15 protein-coding genes are annotated in these 15809 nt (G+C 60.8%); 4 read left to right on the top strand and 11 right to left on the bottom strand.

All coding sequences use genetic code 11. The features are described from left to right. Positions 1-29: 29 nt before the first annotated feature. From ACTRWG_RS02215 to ACTRWG_RS02175, 9 genes are all read right to left on the bottom strand, one after another. Positions 30-428 carry a hypothetical protein gene (locus ACTRWG_RS02215; protein WP_027235798.1) on the bottom strand — a complete coding sequence of 133 codons (399 nt, stop codon included), beginning with the start codon at positions 426-428 and terminating at the stop codon, positions 30-32. Further along, positions 425-1513 carry an EscU/YscU/HrcU family type III secretion system export apparatus switch protein gene (locus ACTRWG_RS02210; RefSeq protein WP_027235799.1) on the bottom strand — a complete coding sequence of 363 codons (1089 nt, stop codon included), beginning with the start codon at positions 1511-1513 and terminating at the stop codon, positions 425-427. The genes ACTRWG_RS02215 and ACTRWG_RS02210 overlap by 4 nt, the downstream gene beginning before the upstream one ends. Further along, positions 1510-2289, bottom strand: coding sequence for a flagellar biosynthetic protein FliR (locus ACTRWG_RS02205; RefSeq protein WP_027235800.1), 780 nt, complete (start codon positions 2287-2289; stop codon positions 1510-1512). Before ACTRWG_RS02205 ends, ACTRWG_RS02210 begins: the two co-directional genes overlap by 4 nt. After that, positions 2286-4406 (bottom strand): flagellar biosynthesis protein FlhA, encoded by a 2121-nt coding sequence (gene flhA, locus ACTRWG_RS02200; protein ID WP_462828887.1) that lies wholly within the window; start codon positions 4404-4406, stop codon positions 2286-2288. Before flhA ends, ACTRWG_RS02205 begins: the two co-directional genes overlap by 4 nt. A gap of 407 nt (positions 4407-4813) precedes the next feature. Continuing rightward, positions 4814-7270 carry a hypothetical protein gene (locus ACTRWG_RS02195; RefSeq protein WP_027235803.1) on the bottom strand — a complete coding sequence of 819 codons (2457 nt, stop codon included), beginning with the start codon at positions 7268-7270 and terminating at the stop codon, positions 4814-4816. After that, the gene (gene motA, locus ACTRWG_RS02190; RefSeq protein ID WP_008553318.1) at positions 7267-8136 is read right to left on the bottom strand and encodes a flagellar motor stator protein MotA; all 870 of its coding nucleotides are present in this window, start codon (positions 8134-8136) and stop codon (positions 7267-7269) included. Before motA ends, ACTRWG_RS02195 begins: the two co-directional genes overlap by 4 nt. A gap of 78 nt (positions 8137-8214) precedes the next feature. Then, positions 8215-8829 (bottom strand): MotE family protein, encoded by a 615-nt coding sequence (locus ACTRWG_RS02185; RefSeq protein ID WP_027235804.1) that lies wholly within the window; start codon positions 8827-8829, stop codon positions 8215-8217. After that, entirely contained in the window at positions 8829-9275 is a 447-nt protein-coding gene (locus ACTRWG_RS02180) for a hypothetical protein (protein WP_027235805.1), read from the bottom strand. Before ACTRWG_RS02180 ends, ACTRWG_RS02185 begins: the two co-directional genes overlap by 1 nt. A 9-nt stretch (positions 9276-9284) precedes the next feature. Then, positions 9285-9809, bottom strand: a complete 525-nt coding sequence (locus tag ACTRWG_RS02175) for a flagellar basal body-associated FliL family protein (RefSeq protein WP_027235806.1) — start codon at positions 9807-9809, stop codon at positions 9285-9287. A gap of 119 nt (positions 9810-9928) precedes the next feature. Between ACTRWG_RS02175 and fliF the strand changes: the two genes are divergently transcribed. The 4 genes from fliF to fliP are packed head-to-tail and all read left to right on the top strand — an operon-like array spanning position 9929 to position 13227. Next, on the top strand, positions 9929-11599 hold the full coding sequence (gene fliF / locus ACTRWG_RS02170; RefSeq protein ID WP_027235807.1) for a flagellar basal-body MS-ring/collar protein FliF: 1671 nt from the start codon (positions 9929-9931) through the stop codon (positions 11597-11599). After that, complete coding sequence (locus ACTRWG_RS02165; protein WP_027235808.1) at positions 11599-12198, top strand: FliH/SctL family protein; 600 nt, start codon at positions 11599-11601, stop codon at positions 12196-12198. The genes fliF and ACTRWG_RS02165 overlap by 1 nt, the downstream gene beginning before the upstream one ends. Continuing rightward, positions 12191-12487 (top strand): FliM/FliN family flagellar motor switch protein, encoded by a 297-nt coding sequence (locus ACTRWG_RS02160; protein WP_027235809.1) that lies wholly within the window; start codon positions 12191-12193, stop codon positions 12485-12487. The genes ACTRWG_RS02165 and ACTRWG_RS02160 overlap by 8 nt, the downstream gene beginning before the upstream one ends. Further along, a complete protein-coding gene (gene fliP / locus ACTRWG_RS02155) occupies positions 12484-13227 on the top strand; it encodes a flagellar type III secretion system pore protein FliP (RefSeq protein ID WP_027235810.1) in 744 nt (247 codons plus the stop codon). The genes ACTRWG_RS02160 and fliP overlap by 4 nt, the downstream gene beginning before the upstream one ends. 470 nt (positions 13228-13697) lie before the next feature. Here the strand turns inward: fliP and ACTRWG_RS02150 are convergent, their stop codons facing one another. Beyond that, positions 13698-14804: a flagellar basal body P-ring protein FlgI gene (locus ACTRWG_RS02150; RefSeq protein ID WP_027235811.1), complete on the bottom strand. Its 1107-nt coding sequence runs from the start codon at positions 14802-14804 to the stop codon at positions 13698-13700. After that, positions 14801-15808: a flagellin gene (locus tag ACTRWG_RS02145; RefSeq protein WP_027235812.1), complete on the bottom strand. Its 1008-nt coding sequence runs from the start codon at positions 15806-15808 to the stop codon at positions 14801-14803. Before ACTRWG_RS02145 ends, ACTRWG_RS02150 begins: the two co-directional genes overlap by 4 nt. Position 15809: the final 1 nt, after the last annotated feature.

Below are 15809 nucleotides of genomic sequence, written 5' to 3'. Positions count from 1 at the left end.
TCTTGCTGCCAGGTACGGATGTCTGCACCTCAGCCTTCCAGCAGCCGGGCCATCTGGGCCTTGGCCAGCTCTGCCTTGTGCCGCTTGCGTTCAGCTGCGGCCATCGTTTCAACCGCATGTTTGCGGCCGAAGGCCTTGCGCAGCTGGTCCATGCTCCGCAGTTTTTGCGCAGTTGCCTTGGCCAGCTCCTGGTTCAGCTGCCGCCGGGTGCGCGTATGCCAGCCCTGCCATAGCAGATCCGCTCCCAGAGCCTTCATCGCATGATCGCCATCGGTCTGCTCGCGCGCAGCCTGCACCTGCACGTTCAGTTTGGTCAGCTGGCCGCGCAGCTCCGCTTCCCGGGCCAGCACGGGCTGAATTTTGGCGTGCTCCTGCATATATTTCGCCGCGGTCACCGCTGCCATCTGATCCAGCATCTTTTGCTTCATGTCACCTTCCCTTTGGCACGCAGGCGCATTTCCTCGGCAAAACGGATTGCCGCAGCCACCGGCGCGTAATGCTCTTCCAAAATTTCATCGCCGATTTCGATCGCCGCGTGCAACGCCCGAGCAGTCGGCGGATCGCTGTGGATCGGAATCCCGTGTTCATTGGCAACCCGCCGGATCGCCGCGGCAATTTCATCGACGCCCTTCGCAACACAGACCGGGGCAGCGCCGGGCTCGCGGCTCCACTGCAGGGCAACCGCATAGTGCGTCGGGTTGACGACCACCACATCCGCCTTGGGCACATCCGCCAGCATCTGTCCCATCGCGATCTGCTGGCCGCGCTGGCGCCGCTGGTTCTTCATATGCGGGTCGCCTTCTGCATCCTTCATTTCGTCCTGGATTTCCTTGCGCGACATCATGTTCTTCCGGCGGTGCTCGGCGTGCTGGAAGGCAGCGTCGACGATCCCGATTGCAAGCGCGATGATGAGCGCCAGAAACAGGAACTCCATCGAAAGCTGCGCCAGCATCAGGACCACCGATTGCGGGCCGGTTCCGGAAGAGGCGATCATCTCGGGCAACCTGTGGGACAGATAGACCCCCAGGCACACTGAATAGAGCGTCAGTTTCACGAAGCTCTTGAAAAACTCGAACAAGCCGGCGCGTCCGAACTTGTTTTTGGCATTCGAGATGATCGAGATGCGCGACAGTTTCGGCTCCAGTTTGGTTGGCGCAAAGACCATCGCCCGCTGCCCGACAATCGACAGCAGAACAATCGCAAAGGGGACAAGAAACCAAGGCAGTACCGGGCGGAACGCGCTTCCGATGAACTCGCCCACCGGCGCTGCGGCGGAGCCTTCAAAAAACAGCGGCGCCAGCCGGTCCGGCTGGTCCAGGTAGGTCATCAGCGCAGTGCCGATCCCCTCAACGCTGCCGCTGCCCGCGGTGTAGAACGCAATGATCAGGCCCAGATAAGCCGCTGCCACCGACAGGTCGGTGGATTTGGCAACTTCGCCTTTTTCCCGGGCCTTGCGGAGTTTCTGTTCCGTTGGCTCAAATGACTTGTCTGAGTCGTCGTCCTGGCCGCTCATGGCATGCCGCCCCCTGGATTTGCAAAGAAGGTCATCAAGGCACGGGACCAGACATCCAGGATCACCGGGCTGCCGACCATCAGGATGAACAGCCCCATGAGCGTGATCACCGGTGCGCCGACCATCGCCACCATAAGCTGAGGCATTGCACGGTTAATCACCCCAAGGGTCAAGTTATAGATCACCGCGGTAATCACAAACGGAGCTGCCAGCGTGAACGCCAGCGAAAAGCTTTGCGAAACCCGGAAAACACCCCACTCTGTCAGTCCGGCAGCAACCGGGAACTGGCCTGCCGGAAACATCCGGTAAGAGCTGATCAGCAGTTCCGCAACCCGCACATGCAGCCCCATCATAGTGGCGAGGGTCACGCCGGAGATCATTAGAACGGCGCCAAGAGCCGGCATCGGCTCTGCTCCGATGCCGCCCAGAACCTGCGACAGCGAAGTGGCTTGCGCCGCCATCGTGCCAGCGGTCTGCAACGCCAGCACAAAGATCCGGACGCCGATGCCCAAGGCCAGGCCGATTATGGCTTCGGTCACCGCAAAGCGGGCGTAGGCCAGCACGTTGTCCGGTTCAGGAAATGCAGGCAGAGCCGGTGCCACGACGAATGTAAAGGCTGCGGCCACTGCCAGCTTAACCCGCGCAGGCACATAAAGCTCCCCCATTGCAGGCAACACCGACACCATCGCTGCCACTCTCAGGAACACAATGGCGGCGTGCCAGAACCCTGCCCCCAGCATCAGAACCAGCTCTGGCGGCAGGAAGTCCAGGTTCATGCCTGCACCATGCCAACAAGCGCAGGCCGTGCTTCCAGGCCGATTTCTTCGAAGGACAGCACTGGATTGGTGATGCCGCGGGATTTTAGAATCGTCCTCAGATAGCGGCGGCGGCGGGTCGAGGTCACCACCGCGGCAAACACACCTTGATCGGTGATCGTCGAAAGCTTGTCGCTCAGCCCGTCAGCAAGACGGTTGAACAGATCCGGCGGCAGCGCGATGTCCAGCCCCGCACCTTGCGCATCGACTTGATAGGTTGAGAACTTGTCCTCCCATTCCGGCGCTAGCTGGATCAGCGGAATGGTCCCATCCTCACGTTTCATCTCAGCCACCAGCTGGAACCCAAGGCGCTGGCGCACGTGCTCGCAGATCAGCTCAGGCTGCGTGGTGTGCAGACGTGCCTCTGCAATCGATTCCAGGATCAAAGGCATGTTGCGGATAGACACCCGCTCCTCCAGCAGCAGCCGCAGGACAGCGTGCAGCGTGTCCATCGGCACCTTGTCGGGCACCAGCGCATCCAGCAGCTTGCGGTTTGCCTCGGCTCGGAAGCTGTCGGAGAGCTGCGTCATTTCATCCAGCAGGCGGCGCAACGACTTGAGCGTCAGCAAGCGGCTGAAGTTCTGCTTGATAATCTCCAGCAAATGGGTCGCCAGGATTTCCGGCGGCGTGACCACAGTAGCGCCAGCCAGCGCCGCCTGTTCCTGTGCCTTGGCCGAAATCCAGCGCGCCGGCGCGCCATAGACCGGCTCGGTCACATCAGTGCCAGGCGGCAGCGCATCATGGTTGTCGGGCATCAACGCCAGAACCATATCGGGGTGCAGAGTGCCGCGAACCTGTTCGACGCCCTGCACCTTGATCACATACGTTCCCCGCTCCAGATCGTGCTGATCGGTCAGCCGGATCTCCGGCAGGATCAGGCCGAATGTCGTTGCGATGTGGGACCGCATATTCGCGATCCGCGCGTCCAGGCCGGTGCCTTCATCCAGCACCATGCTGACCAGATCGGGCGCAAACTCCAGATGCAGATCGTCGAGATCCAGAATGTCGCCCAGCGGCCGCGAGGCAGACGGATCGGCGGCTTCCTCGATCTTTTCCTCGATCTCGGCTTCTGCATCGTCCTTCTTCTTCTTGGCCACCCGGAAAGCGGAATAGCCCAGAACCCCGCCGCCGATCACGAAGGGAATAAAAGGCAGGCCCGGCACCAGCGCAAACAGCACCATCAGCACCGCAACTGTGGTCAACGCTGCCGGGTGGCGGCCGAACTGGTCGAACAGAGCGATATCGGTGGCGCCAGTGGTGCCGCCGCGCGCCAGCAGCAGTGCTGCCGCAATGGAAATGATCACCGAGGGGATCTGCGAGACCAGGCCGTCGCCGACCGTCAGAATGGCATAGGTCTCAAACGCGCTGCCAACAGGCATCCCGTGGACCAGCACCCCCATGATCAGCCCCATGACGAGGTTCAGCAAAGTGATAAGGAGACCAGCGATTGCGTCCCCCTTGACGAACTTCGACGCACCGTCCAGCGAGCCGAAGAAGGTCGTTTCCTGCTGGTCACGCTCGCGCCGTTCCTTGGCAGTCTGGTGGTCGATGGCGCCCGCGGACATGTCCGCGTCGATCGCCAGCTGCTTGCCTGGCATCCCGTCCAGTGCAAAGCGCGCGCCCACTTCGGCCATCCGCGCCGCGCCTTTGGTGATCACCATGAAGTTGACGATCAAAAGCACCCCGAAAACAACCAGGCCGAGGAACACACTGCCCCCCATGACGAACTGGGCGAATCCTTCGATCACATTGCCGGCCGCATCGGTGCCCGAATGGCCTTGGCCGATAATCAGCTTGGTGGAGGAGACGTTCAGTGACAGGCGCAGCATCAGCGACGCCAGCAGAACCGTTGGAAAAGACGAAAAATCCAGCGGTCTTTCAATGAACAGGGTGATGGTGAAAATCAGGATGGCAAGCGCAAAGGAGGCTGCCAGCCCGACGTCCAGCACCCAGGCCGGCATTGGCAGGATCATCATCACGATGATCGCCATCAGCGCCAGCGCCAGCAGGACAGTAGGGCTGAAAACTTGTTCCGTCGTTAGCTTAGGCACAGTACAGGCCCCATTTCTTGAATGCATTCAATTGATTGATAGACGGGAAGTCCGCCAGGGACTGGCTGCCCAAGGCCCTCCGGTGCCGCAGCGGCAGCACCAAAAGCAGCCATCCGGCTGCCGGCCTGTCAGCAGGCCCGCCCGCAACGGCCAGCGTCGTGGCAGCATCTGGCGGCGCAGGCCGGTGGGTAGCGTCTTTGAAGAGAAATGTGAAAAGGGCACTGGCGATGGCCATAGCCCCGCGTGCAGCGTGCGTTGCGCGCGAACGCAGCCCTTGCGGGCAAAGTATCGAGTTGTTTTCCGGCATTCTGCCCGTTCCAGATCAGGATTCACCCGCCTAACAGGTTACCAGCAGCCAGTTGACAAAGTGTTATCAGCGAATAGCAAAGGCCGCCCCGGGCGGGGCGGCCGGAACGCAGCAAAAAAGTTCCGGATCACCGTTCTTCTTCAGGAGCGTCCTGTGCCGTGCCGATCTGGTTGAGCAAATCGGCGATACCGCCCCGCGTCCCTTCGCTGCTCTCCACCAGCGCCCGCGCATAAGCCAGCGGCGGCAAACTGTCCGGATCCTTGACGGTTTCGCCGATTTTGGTTGTGACAGAGGCGACTGTGCCGAATTGCGCCCCTTCCTCCGGCTCGATTTCTTCTATCGCCCCCAGGTCTTCCGAGTGCCAGAAGCCGCGGGCGGCTGCGTCTTTCTCATCCTCTGCCAGCAGATACTCCCCGGCGCGGCCATATTCGCCGTTGCGCCACAAAGCCTCGGCGCGCAGGCGGTTGGCCCTGGAGCCGTCCAGCCCCATTAGTTCAACCAGCGCCCGGTGCGGCTTGTCCAGGGCGAGCGCGGCTTCGGCCATCATTAAGCGGCGGGTTTCATCCTGCGGGGCCAGGGACAGCTTGTTGAGCAGTTCCTGAGCGTAGTCGGCAAATCCGAGATCCAGCAGCCGGCGGGCCACTGGCACGGCGACAGGAGCCGCCTCAGCCGCCGTTGCCTGTCCGGCGAACACCAGTCCGTACTGCAGGAAAGTCACATCATCCGCGCGTTCTGCCAGCAGTACCATCAACGGCTCCAGCGCCGCAGCCCGCGCACTTGGGCCATCCCGCTCCGTCAGCCCCTTAAGTTCCTGAAACGCTTCGTGAAACTGTCCCATCAGCGCAAGCGACGAAACCTGAGCCCTGCGCAGTTCGACGCCAAGCTCCGTGTCACGGTTTTCAAGCTCGTAGGAGGCAATCAGGTCCGGCACATCAGGCGACAACGCCTTGCGCTCTTTCACACTGAGAGCAACCAAGTCAATCAGCGCAGCCGGTGCATTCCCCGTGCGCTCCGCAACTTCGCTGGTCAGCTCTTCAGCCACTTTCTCTGTGTCGCCCGCAAGTTCGGCAATCGCCGCCTCGGCAAGGTTGATCTCCGGCACTTCTTCAATTCCGGTCCGGTCCACAGCCCGCAGCACCGCTTCTGCGACATGATGCTCACCGGCTTCGGCAAACATTTTACTGACCCGCGGACCCAAATGCACTCTGAGGTGCGTGGGCAACTTGGAAAACGCCTGTTGTATAGCATCGGTGTTCGCGTTTTTCTTCACCGCACCGTCAGCCAGCGCGCCCCAGAACGCGCTGTTGCTTTCGCACGCTTGCTGTCCCGAAAACGGGTGTTGGGGCGGAAGATCCGTGCCATCCATCAGCACTGCCATCGCGTCCAGCAAGGCCGCATCCTGGCTGGCCTGCTCCGCGGGCGGCAGCATCGCCAGCATAGAACGGGCTTCCGCCCCAAAGCCGAAATAGAGATAGATCCGGGCTAGAGCGTAAACTCCAGCTGGGTTGACGTCGTCGAATTCCCTGACCAGCGCGCTGCGCAGCGGTCCGATCTGATCGGCAAACGGACTCTCATTGCCCCAATGGTGGATCGCCACGTCCCTGTCCGGAATACAGTGCAGGGCTTCATTGCTGCCGTCGCTCAGGGCCGCCATCAAACCGGTTTCACGGTCGATTGCAGAAGTAACGGAGATGTGGTCCAGCGGATTCAAGGGCCGGTCCGTACGGCCCAGAGGATCGAGGCCGGCAGCCGTGCCGGCGCCTGGCGGCCCATCCGCCGCCACGCTCACCAGTCCCTGGTTTGCTGCCCGACCGATTTGCTGCAGCAACCGCTGCTCGGATTCCTTGACCACCGCAGCGCGTTCAGTCTCCTCCATACTAAGAAGCAATCCGGCGTCCGTAAGCTCCGGCAGCATCCCTTGGGCAGCGCCTTCGTCTGCTGAAGGGACGCTGCTGCGATCCAACGGCAGAACAATATCCTCTGCCGCCTGTTCCTCCGCCCCAGAAGGCGCAGCTTCCGGGTTCGGCACCAGGGTGCTGTCCTGTGGCCTGACTGTGCGTCCCGGTTCTGACTGCCCGGCAACCGCGGCAGCCATTTCAAGCGCCATCCGTGCGTCCGCCGCGGCGGACTGGGAAAAACCGAAACGGTAGCCCCCGCCTGTATCCGGTGTGGTTATCGGAAGAATGCTGCTAGCCGTAGTGTATTGCGGCTGCGGTGCGGGTTTACCGCCATCCCGGATATCCACCACAAGGTAGCCATCCTCCTGCACATAGGAGGTGACCGTGCACTCGCAGCCCAGTTGCAGCCGCAGCGGCTGGCCGGGGCCGTTCTGCCCCAATGATTGCAACCGGGTGCGGGGAATCAGGTTGAAGACCCGGGATGTGTCAAAGACCACCTCAGGGGCGTCAATGTTGATAGTTGCCGTATATCCGCTTTGGGTCAGCGACCAGTCCGCGCCGTTTGGCAGGCGCATCACCAAACGCGTGAACCCCTTGTGCTCACCCGAGCGGGTCACGACTGTCTGCGCCTGGACAGTGCCGGCCGTCAAAAGAACGGCCGCCGTGGCAAGTGCTCGCCAGATCATGCTGCGTCCTGTTTCACCGATTTGAGGGCTTCTTCCAGCTCCGAGAAGCCGGGACGGAAATGCGACGGCGTATTCTGACGGCCCACCTCAATGCAAATCGCGGCTGCGTGGTTATGCAGGTTGGCCACCAGCACCTCGCGGATCAGCTGGTAGAAATGAGCGTCTTCTTCGACGACGGCTTTGACCTTGCCCGCGAAGGGCGCAACGAGGCCATAGGACAGAAACACGCCAAGGAATGTCCCGACCAGCGCGCCGCCGATCAGTTTGCCCAGAACCTCAGGCGGCTGATCGATCGAGCCCATGGTCTTGATCACACCCAGAACCGCCGCAACGATCCCAAGGGCGGGCAGGCCGTCGGCCATAGTCTGCAGCGCATGGCTGGAGTGCAGCGCGTGGTGCAGGTTGGCTTCCATCCGCTTTTCCAGCACTTCTTCAACCTGGTGCGGATCGTCATAATTCATCGACGCCGAGCGCATGGTATCGCAGATCAGGTTCACGGCTTCCTTGTCCCCCAGAATCTTGGGGTATTTATTGAAAACCGAGGAATTTTCCGGGTCTTCGATATGCTGTTCCACTTCAACCGGATTGGCCCGCGCGATTCGGATCAGTGCAAACAGTAGACAGAGGAGGTCGCGGTAGTCGTCAGGCTTCCACTTGGGGCCCTTGAACACCTTTCCGATGTCCTTGAGCGTGTGCTTGACGCCGCCCATGTCATTGGCAATCAGAAACGCCCCAACAGCGGCGCCGCCGATCATCATCATCTCAAACGGCAGAGACTTCAGAATGATCGCCATCTTGCCGCCGGCCAGAAGGTATCCGCCGAACACCATGGCAAAGATCACCACTATGCCTACAATCCCGATCATAGGTCCACTCCGAATTCCGTTGGTTTTTATTAGCTTAAGCGAGTCTTCCTAAGGAAAGACTAAGCTTGCGCGCCCAAGTCACTCCTTGGGCACTGCACCGTTGCGCCCGGCCAGGACGACGCTGATGGTATAGGCGGCTTCCGGGCTAAGGCCCGCCATGATTCCCGCCGCGGCCTCCGGCTGCATCCGGGCGAGAAAACCAGCCGCAAATGCCGGATCCATTTCCTCGAACAGGGCCGCAGCTTCCTTTGGCTTCATCTGTTCATAGACGGAGGTCAGGCGGGTCACGTCCTCCTCAGTTGCGCCATCGGCGAGGGCGAGAGTCGCGCGCAGCTTCTCCTCTGCCTGCTCCAGCGCCGCCAGCTTCCTGTCGATAGCCTGATCAGCAATTTCCAGCGCCTTCATCCGGTCTTGGATCTCCGCTTCGCGGGCGGCCAGTGCCTGCTCCCGCTCCTGGAAGGCCGCCAGCATTGTCTGCAGCTCAGCCGAGGTTGGCATTGATTCGCGCTGCGGCTCTCCCTTGTGGGCCGGCTCTTCGATGCCCGGCTCCTTCAGGCTGGCCACTTCGCGGGCGATCGCAGGCCCGGCTTCCAAGCCCAGCCGCACTGCGGCAGAGCCCATCAGCAGAACCGCCAGCATCATCAGCGTGCCGCCACGCCGCAAGCGCTTGGATTTAGTTGCCGTCTTCGCCATTACGCCACCCGGTTCTGGCTGCGGTTATGGCGGACAAACATCAGGCCCGAGGGCTTAGCCTCTTCCTGATCTGCCGCGGCCGGCTTCGAGTCGGCCTCATAGGCGGCGGCCATCGCTTCATCTTCCGCAGCGGGTTCCGCTTGCGGGGCCGCAGTTCCGGCCTCGGGGATGTCATGCATGGACGCCATCATCAGCTCCAGCCGCTGAGCCACCGACTCGGCGCGGCCCGTCAGCTGCTGCAGCGCCTTGCTGGAGCCGTCAGACACCTGCTGCGCCGATTGCAGCGACTTATTCAAGTCATCCACCTGTGCAGACAGTACGGCAACCGCGCCGCCCACGCCCTTTTCAAGGTCATTGAACCGCTTCAGCCTGCGTGACAGCACCAGACAATAGAATCCGGCGCCCAGCGCTCCGGCCGCAAGCAGGATATCAGCAATAATGTCCATCCTGTCCTCCTAGTTCAGTACGAAATCCATGATCAGCAGATCGCGCACCCGGCCCTGGCCGGTGGCAATATTGATCCGCCGCAGCATCTGCGCTCTCAGTTTCGGCAGAGCCATCGGATCAGTCAGATCCTCAAGCTCCAGTGCTCTCAGGTAGCTGTTCAGGACATCGATAACCCGCGGCAGGATTTTCTCGACCTCGGCCTGGTGCGCCAGGTCGACCTCAAGTTGCGCGCGGAACCGCAAGTGCTTGATACCGCTGGCTTTGCGCAGGGTAATCACAATCGGGTCCATTTCGATAAAGGCGAGATTGGCGATATCCTCCGCCGTCTCACCAGTGTCCACGCCTTCTGGCGCCTCTTCGGCCGCATGCGCCGGTTCTGGCGCTGCTTTCTGACCAAAGGGAAGAAGGCCTGACTGAACGGCAAAGAATCCGCCGCCCGCCCCCGCCAGAGCCAGCACCACCCCGATGATCAGGGGCAGTTTGCTTTTCTTGGCCGGGGCTTCTGCTTCTGTATCTACTGCAGCGTCTGTCATGGCTATCCCTAAAACGTCGTGCAGCTTCTTCATAACCTGCGAGGAACTAACCGAATGTTAAGGCCGATCCGTCAAAAGGGTTGCACGCCGGACAGAATGCCGGTGCGACGGAGGTTAATGTGCAGCAGATCAAGAATGTCTGGGCAGAAATGGACATGCGGAAGCGTCTGATTGCCGTGGGTGCCACGGTAATCATGATTCTCAGCGTCATTGCGATGTCCCATGTGGCTAGCAAGCCATCAATGACACTGCTTTATGCCGGGCTGGAAAGCGGCTCGGCCGGAGATGTGGTGCGGTCGCTGGAACAGCGCGGCACCCAATATGAAGTGCGTGGCGGCTCAATCTACGTGCCGTCGACGCAGCGTGACGAACTGCGGATGACTTTGGCCAGCGAGGGCCTGCCGGCCAACGGCGGTAAAGGGTATGAGCTGCTCGATTCGCTCAGCGGTTTCGGCACCACCTCGCAGATGTTCGACGCCGCCTACTGGCGCGCCAAAGAAGGCGAACTGGCCCGAACCATTGTCGCAAGCCCGCATGTAAGCCAGGCGCGGGTGCATATTGCGAACACCGGTTCAAATCCCTTCCAGCGCACGGTTGAACCCACCGCATCGGTATCCATCGTGCCGATGGGATCGCCGATCACGCCTGCGCAAGCCAATGCGATCCGCTTCCTGGTGTCCTCTGCTGTGACCGGTCTTGCGGTGGAAAACGTAGCCGTGATCGACGCCAATGGCGCTCTGATCGGGTCTGCGGATGCCACCGCTGCAGCCGGCGCCGGCACAGATGACCGTTCGCAGACACTTCGCGAGCGGGTGATGCGTCTTGTCGAGGCCCGCGTCGGCCAGGGCAATGCCGTGGTCGAGGTCAGTGTTGAAACCGTAACCGACACCGAATCGATCCGGGAAAAGCGCGTAGACCCGAAAAGCCGTGTCGCCGTCAGCACAGATGTCGAGGAGCGCGCCGATTCTTCGACCAACCAGGCGGGTGAAGTCACCGTTGCCTCCAATATTCCGGATGGTGATGCAGCCTCAGGCCAGGGATCCAAGGCCAACACCAGCGCAACCCGCGAGCGGATCAACTATGAAATCTCCGAAACCGAAAAAGAGATCCTCAGGGGGCCCGGTGCCATCAAGCGCCTGACGGTCGCGGTTCTGGTCAACGGCACCGCCGTGACCAACGATGCCGGGGAAAGCGTTTTCCAGCCACGGCCGGAGGACGAACTGGCCGCCATGCGGGAGCTGATTTCCGCCGCCGTCGGCTTTGACGCGGAGCGAGGCGACGTTATTACCCTCAAGTCCATGGAGCTGCCGGCGGTAGAGCCGAAGGGCACGGTGGCCACCGCCTCCTTCTTCGACAACCTCTACTTTGACGCAATGTCGCTGATCCAGATTGCCGCGCTGGCCCTTGTCAGCCTGATCCTGGGCCTTTTCGTAGTGCGCCCGATCCTCTCGAACCAGGCCGCTCCGGTCGCTGCCCTGCCAGGCCCGGATGGCGGTGACCTTCCCGGGTTGCCCGGGGTAGGCGGCGACGGCTTCATGACTGCGCCGGACCTTGGAGCGGGACTCGCGCTCGACGGTGAAATCGAAAACAACGAAACCGGGCAATTCGAACCGATGGGCGGCCTGCCGGCCATGGGCACGGGCGACATGATGGGCGCCGCCGGACTGCCGGCTTTGGGCGGCGGCATGGACGACCCCGTCGACCGCCTGCGCAGCATGATTGGGGAACGGCAGGAGGAAACCGTTCAGATTCTGCGCGGCTGGCTGGAAGAAAATAAGGAGCAAGCTTGATGACGATTGCGCATTTGCTTGAGGACTTCGGATTTGAAACGCCCGCTGAACCTGCGGTGGCAGCGGTCTCCGAAGAAGTCATAGAAGAACAGCGGCTGGCCTCCTTTGAAAAAGGTTACAGCGCCGGCTGGGATGATGCAGTGACAGCCAAGGATCAGGAAACCATCCGGATCTCGGCCGAATTGGCCAATTCGCTGGAAGACCTGAGCTTTACCTATCACGAAGCGCAGACACAGCTGCTCGATTCGCTGGATCCGATGTTTAAGGTTCTGACCAGCGCAATATTGCCGGATGCGATGGCAGCCTCCTTCGGCCATCACATTGTTGACCAGCTTGCCGGAATGGCAAAAGGACAGACAGACCAGCCGATGCAAATCGTGGTGTCTCCCGGCGAAGGGGCACCGGTGCGCAGCCTCCTGCCGCAGAATTTTTCCGTCCCGGTTACGGTACGGGAAGACAGCACGCTGTCCTCCGGCCAGGCCTATCTGAGCGTTGGCAGCACCGAATGCGAAATCAATTGCAACGCCCTTCTCGAATCGATCGAAGATTCGATTGAAGCCTTCACCTATCACGCGAAAGAGGACAGCCAATATGGATGACGCCGCCGATCTGAACATGAAAGCCGCTGACGCAAGCAACCCTTTTGTTTCGGTTCCCGTCGAAGTGGTTGTATCGGTCGGCAAGGCCCGGCCGCTGATCCGCGATTTGGTCAGCCTTGGGGAAAATGCGATCCTGACGCTCGACAAGCGGGTTGAAGATCCGGTCGACCTCTATGTCGGGGACCGGCTGGTCGCCCGTGGCCAGCTGGAAGAACTGGAAGGAGAGCAGGCCGGACAGCTGGCCGTGCGCCTGACGGAAATTGCCGATCTGCAAAGCGGTTTGGGATGACACACACGACCTTTGTGCGGGCGGCCTTGGTTTCAGCGCTTCTGCTGGCCTTGCCGCAGACCGCCCTGGCTCAAGAACTGAGCCTTTCGCTGGCAGACGGCGAGTCGATTTCAGCCCGCTCGATCCAGCTGATTCTGCTGATTACCGTGCTCAGCCTGGCCCCCGGCCTGCTGATCATGATCACCTGCTTTCCGTTCCTGGTGACTGTCCTGTCGATCCTGCGTCAGGGCATCGGACTGCAGCAGGCGCCGCCGAACATGCTTATCATCAGCCTGGCGCTGTTTCTGACATACTTCGTGATGGAGCCGGTCTTTACCGACGCCTGGAACAGCGGGATCAGCCCGCTGCTGCAGGAGCAGCTAGAGCCGGGCGAGGCCATCTCGCGCAGCCTGGAGCCGTTCCGGGCCTTCATGGCCAACCGGCTGGATCCGGACACGTTTTACGCAATTGCGGATCTCAGGCCGGAAACACAGGGCATGGACCCGGTGCCGGAGGCGCCGCTGTCCGCACTCGTGCCAAGCTTCCTGCTGTCGGAAATTGCGCGCGCCTTTCAGATCGGGTTTCTGGTCTTTCTGCCGTTCCTGGTGATCGATCTGGTGGTCGCCGCGATACTGATGTCGATGGGTATGATGATGGTGCCCCCGGCCATCGTGTCCCTGCCGTTCAAACTGGCGTTTTTTGTCGTTGCCGACGGCTGGAGCCTGATCGCCACTGCCCTTGTGCGCAGCTACTACCCCTGACTTTCCAATACGCGAACAAGCAAAGAGCCCGGGCACAATGTGTGACCCGGGCTTTTTGCTGTGCGAGCACTCCGGCCTCCGGCAGCAGTCGTATTCGTGGATATCCGCAGGAAGCAGGCTGGAGTTGCATGATGTCCGGCATGGCCCCGGCCGGCTTCTCTGACCTCTGGCTCAGACCGTGGCCAGCGGCGGGGCGTTACCGGCCCCGTATTGCGCAACCGCACAGGTGAGCCCAAGTGCGAGAAAGCTGTCTCTCGGACCAGTCAAAACCCTTAACGCTCCAAACACTTAAAGAGGCTATCCCTGTCCGTGCAGCGCTTCGCAGGGTTTGCAAGCAAAGACCAAGCACACTGCCTATTCTGCAGGGGCAGCCTAGTGAAAGCCGGGACCAATTGGTTAGCAGCCAGAAAAAAATTGCCCGGCTTCAGCAGTTGAAGCCGGGCTGTTTCCTGCCAGGATTGCCGAACCTGTCAGCGAACAACAAATTCCGCATGCAAGGCCCCAGCGGCCTTCAGGCTTTTCAGAATGTCGATCATGTCCCGTGGCGACACTCCGAGGGCATTCAAGCCTGCCACGACTTCCGAAAGCGAGGTCGTCTCCGGCACTTCTGCAAGTTGGATTCCCTCCTCTTCCTCAATGGCAGCACCGGTACGCGGCACGACAACCGTTTCGCCATCCGCAAACGGATTGGGCTGCACAACAAGCGGCGTCTCTTCGATCCGCAGGGTGAGGTTGCCTTGAGCGACCGCCACACGGGAAATGCGCACGTCGCTGCCCATCACGATAGTGCCGGAGCGCTGGTCGACCACTACCCGTGCCTTGCGCTGAGGCTCGACCAGGATATTCTCGATCCGGCCCACCGCGTGCGCAGTTGAGCGGGTATTGGTGCGGCGGATATCGACTTCGACGGTTCCGGAATCCCGCATCAGGGCAACATTACCGCCAAACTCGTTGTTGATCGCACGTTCGATCCGGCCAGCGGTGGTGAAATCCGGCTCCCGCAGCGCCAGCCGCATGGAACTCAGCGAGGCCAGGTCGAAATCGATCTCCCGCTCGACACGGGCGCCAGACGGAATAACACCTGCCGTCGGCACCCCTTGAGTAACCGTGGCAGCTTCGCCTTCGGCCACCGTGCCGCCAGCCAGGATCGTCCCCTGGGCGACGGCATAAATCTGGCCGTCCGCGGCGTTCAGGGGGGTCATGATTAATGTTCCGCCCATCAGGCTCTTGGAATCGCCGATGGCCGAAACGGTCACGTCAATTGTGCTGCCGACGCGGGCAAAGGGCGGAAGGGTGGCAGTCACAAAGACCGCCGCCACGTTCTTGGGCCGGAACTGCTCGCCGGTCACATTGACGCCAAGACGTTCCAGAATGTTGGACATGATCTCTTCGGTGAACGGAGAATTGCGCAATCCGTCACCGGTGCCGTCCAGGCCGACAACCAGGCCGTAGCCGACCAGGTCATTGCCGCGAACGCCGTCGAATTCCACCAGATCTTTGAGCCGGATGGTATTTGCCTGCGCCACCGCGGGCAGCAGAAACAGGCACGCAAAGAAGAGACGCAGAAAAAACATCATGAGATATACTTCAGCAGGGACAGCTGAGAGCTGCGGGCGGTGATGGTATAAAGTCCCTCGAGCTGCGTCTGTGCTTCCTGAAGCCTGGTGTAGGTTTCATACGGATCGGCAGAGACCAGGTTGTTTTTGACGATGCTCAGGCTGGTTTTCGAGGCTTCGTTGCGGGTATTGACCGCCTCAAGCTGCCCCTCGATGAAACCAACATCAGCCTGCAGATCCACCAGCCGGTCATCACTTTCAGACAGCTCGCTGCTGGCCTGGATTACCAGATCTATTTGCACGTCATCGGTCAGGCCGAGGCTGGGCTCATCCGCCAAAGCGGTAATGACATAACTTTGCAGGGTGTGCTTGAGGTTGTCATCATCGGCGCGGATACCCAAAGTCACCTGCTCCCCTTCTCCGACAGTAACCGGCTGCAGCGACGTCGTGGAGCCGCGGTACATGACCGCGTCGAAACCGGCCGGGTCGTCGAACCAGTCCTTGACGGCCTGAATGATGTCATTGCTGGTTGTCAGCCCCGACACTTCCGCAAGGATGGCCGTCATCAGCGTGCCGGAGTCGTTCAGCGGCTTGGTATCCGTCGCAGTGCCCGCAAAGATCGTCCGCCCCCCAACTGAGGTGTTCATCAGGTTAATAGCACTGGACATCCTCTTCTTGGCCTGGCTGCCAAACTGCTCCGCGTTTTCCACATCCACGGCCGGCGACAGTCTCAGGATGTCATTGCGCATCGCCTGCACTTGGCTGTTCACTTTTTCAAGGCTGCCCTGCGTGGCGGTGGCAAACAACTGCACCTCGCCATTGGCAACCATATAACTGTCGATCCGGTTCAGCGAGCTTTCCAGATCTGCCAGATAGGTGAAATCGCCGCCCAGCCGTTCGGTCAGATTAGCCGATTTTCCGGTCGCAAATTCTTCGGACAGAGTGGTGACGTTTTCCTTCAGCTCCGTGTTGCGGCTGCGAAGAAAGAGGTGCTGCGCCATATCGCCGTATGAATTCAAAATCATG

This window comes from Leisingera sp. G5_S3_59_S7, from assembly GCF_054968485.1.
This window is presented reverse-complemented; position numbering and strand designations above follow the sequence as displayed.

Excerpts from the sequence above, each read along its gene's own strand:
- ACTRWG_RS02215 (WP_027235798.1), bottom strand. The coding sequence starts at position 428 with ATGAAGCAAAAGATGCTGGATCAGATGGCAGCGGTGACCGCGGCGAAA.
- ACTRWG_RS02210 (WP_027235799.1), bottom strand. The coding sequence starts at position 1,513 with ATGAGCGGCCAGGACGACGACTCAGACAAGTCATTTGAGCCAACGGAA.
- ACTRWG_RS02205 (WP_027235800.1), bottom strand. The coding sequence starts at position 2,289 with ATGAACCTGGACTTCCTGCCGCCAGAGCTGGTTCTGATGCTGGGGGCA.
- flhA (WP_462828887.1), bottom strand. The coding sequence starts at position 4,406 with ATGCATTCAAGAAATGGGGCCTGTACTGTGCCTAAGCTAACGACGGAA.
- ACTRWG_RS02195 (WP_027235803.1), bottom strand. The coding sequence starts at position 7,270 with ATGATCTGGCGAGCACTTGCCACGGCGGCCGTTCTTTTGACGGCCGGC.
- motA (WP_008553318.1), bottom strand. The coding sequence starts at position 8,136 with ATGATCGGGATTGTAGGCATAGTGGTGATCTTTGCCATGGTGTTCGGC.
- ACTRWG_RS02185 (WP_027235804.1), bottom strand. The coding sequence starts at position 8,829 with ATGGCGAAGACGGCAACTAAATCCAAGCGCTTGCGGCGTGGCGGCACG.
- ACTRWG_RS02180 (WP_027235805.1), bottom strand. The coding sequence starts at position 9,275 with ATGGACATTATTGCTGATATCCTGCTTGCGGCCGGAGCGCTGGGCGCC.
- ACTRWG_RS02175 (WP_027235806.1), bottom strand. The coding sequence starts at position 9,809 with ATGACAGACGCTGCAGTAGATACAGAAGCAGAAGCCCCGGCCAAGAAA.
- ACTRWG_RS02165 (WP_027235808.1), top strand. The coding sequence starts at position 11,599 with ATGACGATTGCGCATTTGCTTGAGGACTTCGGATTTGAAACGCCCGCT.
- ACTRWG_RS02160 (WP_027235809.1), top strand. The coding sequence starts at position 12,191 with ATGGATGACGCCGCCGATCTGAACATGAAAGCCGCTGACGCAAGCAAC.
- fliP (WP_027235810.1), top strand. The coding sequence starts at position 12,484 with ATGACACACACGACCTTTGTGCGGGCGGCCTTGGTTTCAGCGCTTCTG.
- ACTRWG_RS02150 (WP_027235811.1), bottom strand. The coding sequence starts at position 14,804 with ATGATGTTTTTTCTGCGTCTCTTCTTTGCGTGCCTGTTTCTGCTGCCC.
- ACTRWG_RS02145 (WP_027235812.1), bottom strand. The coding sequence starts at position 15,808 with ATGATTTTGAATTCATACGGCGATATGGCGCAGCACCTCTTTCTTCGC.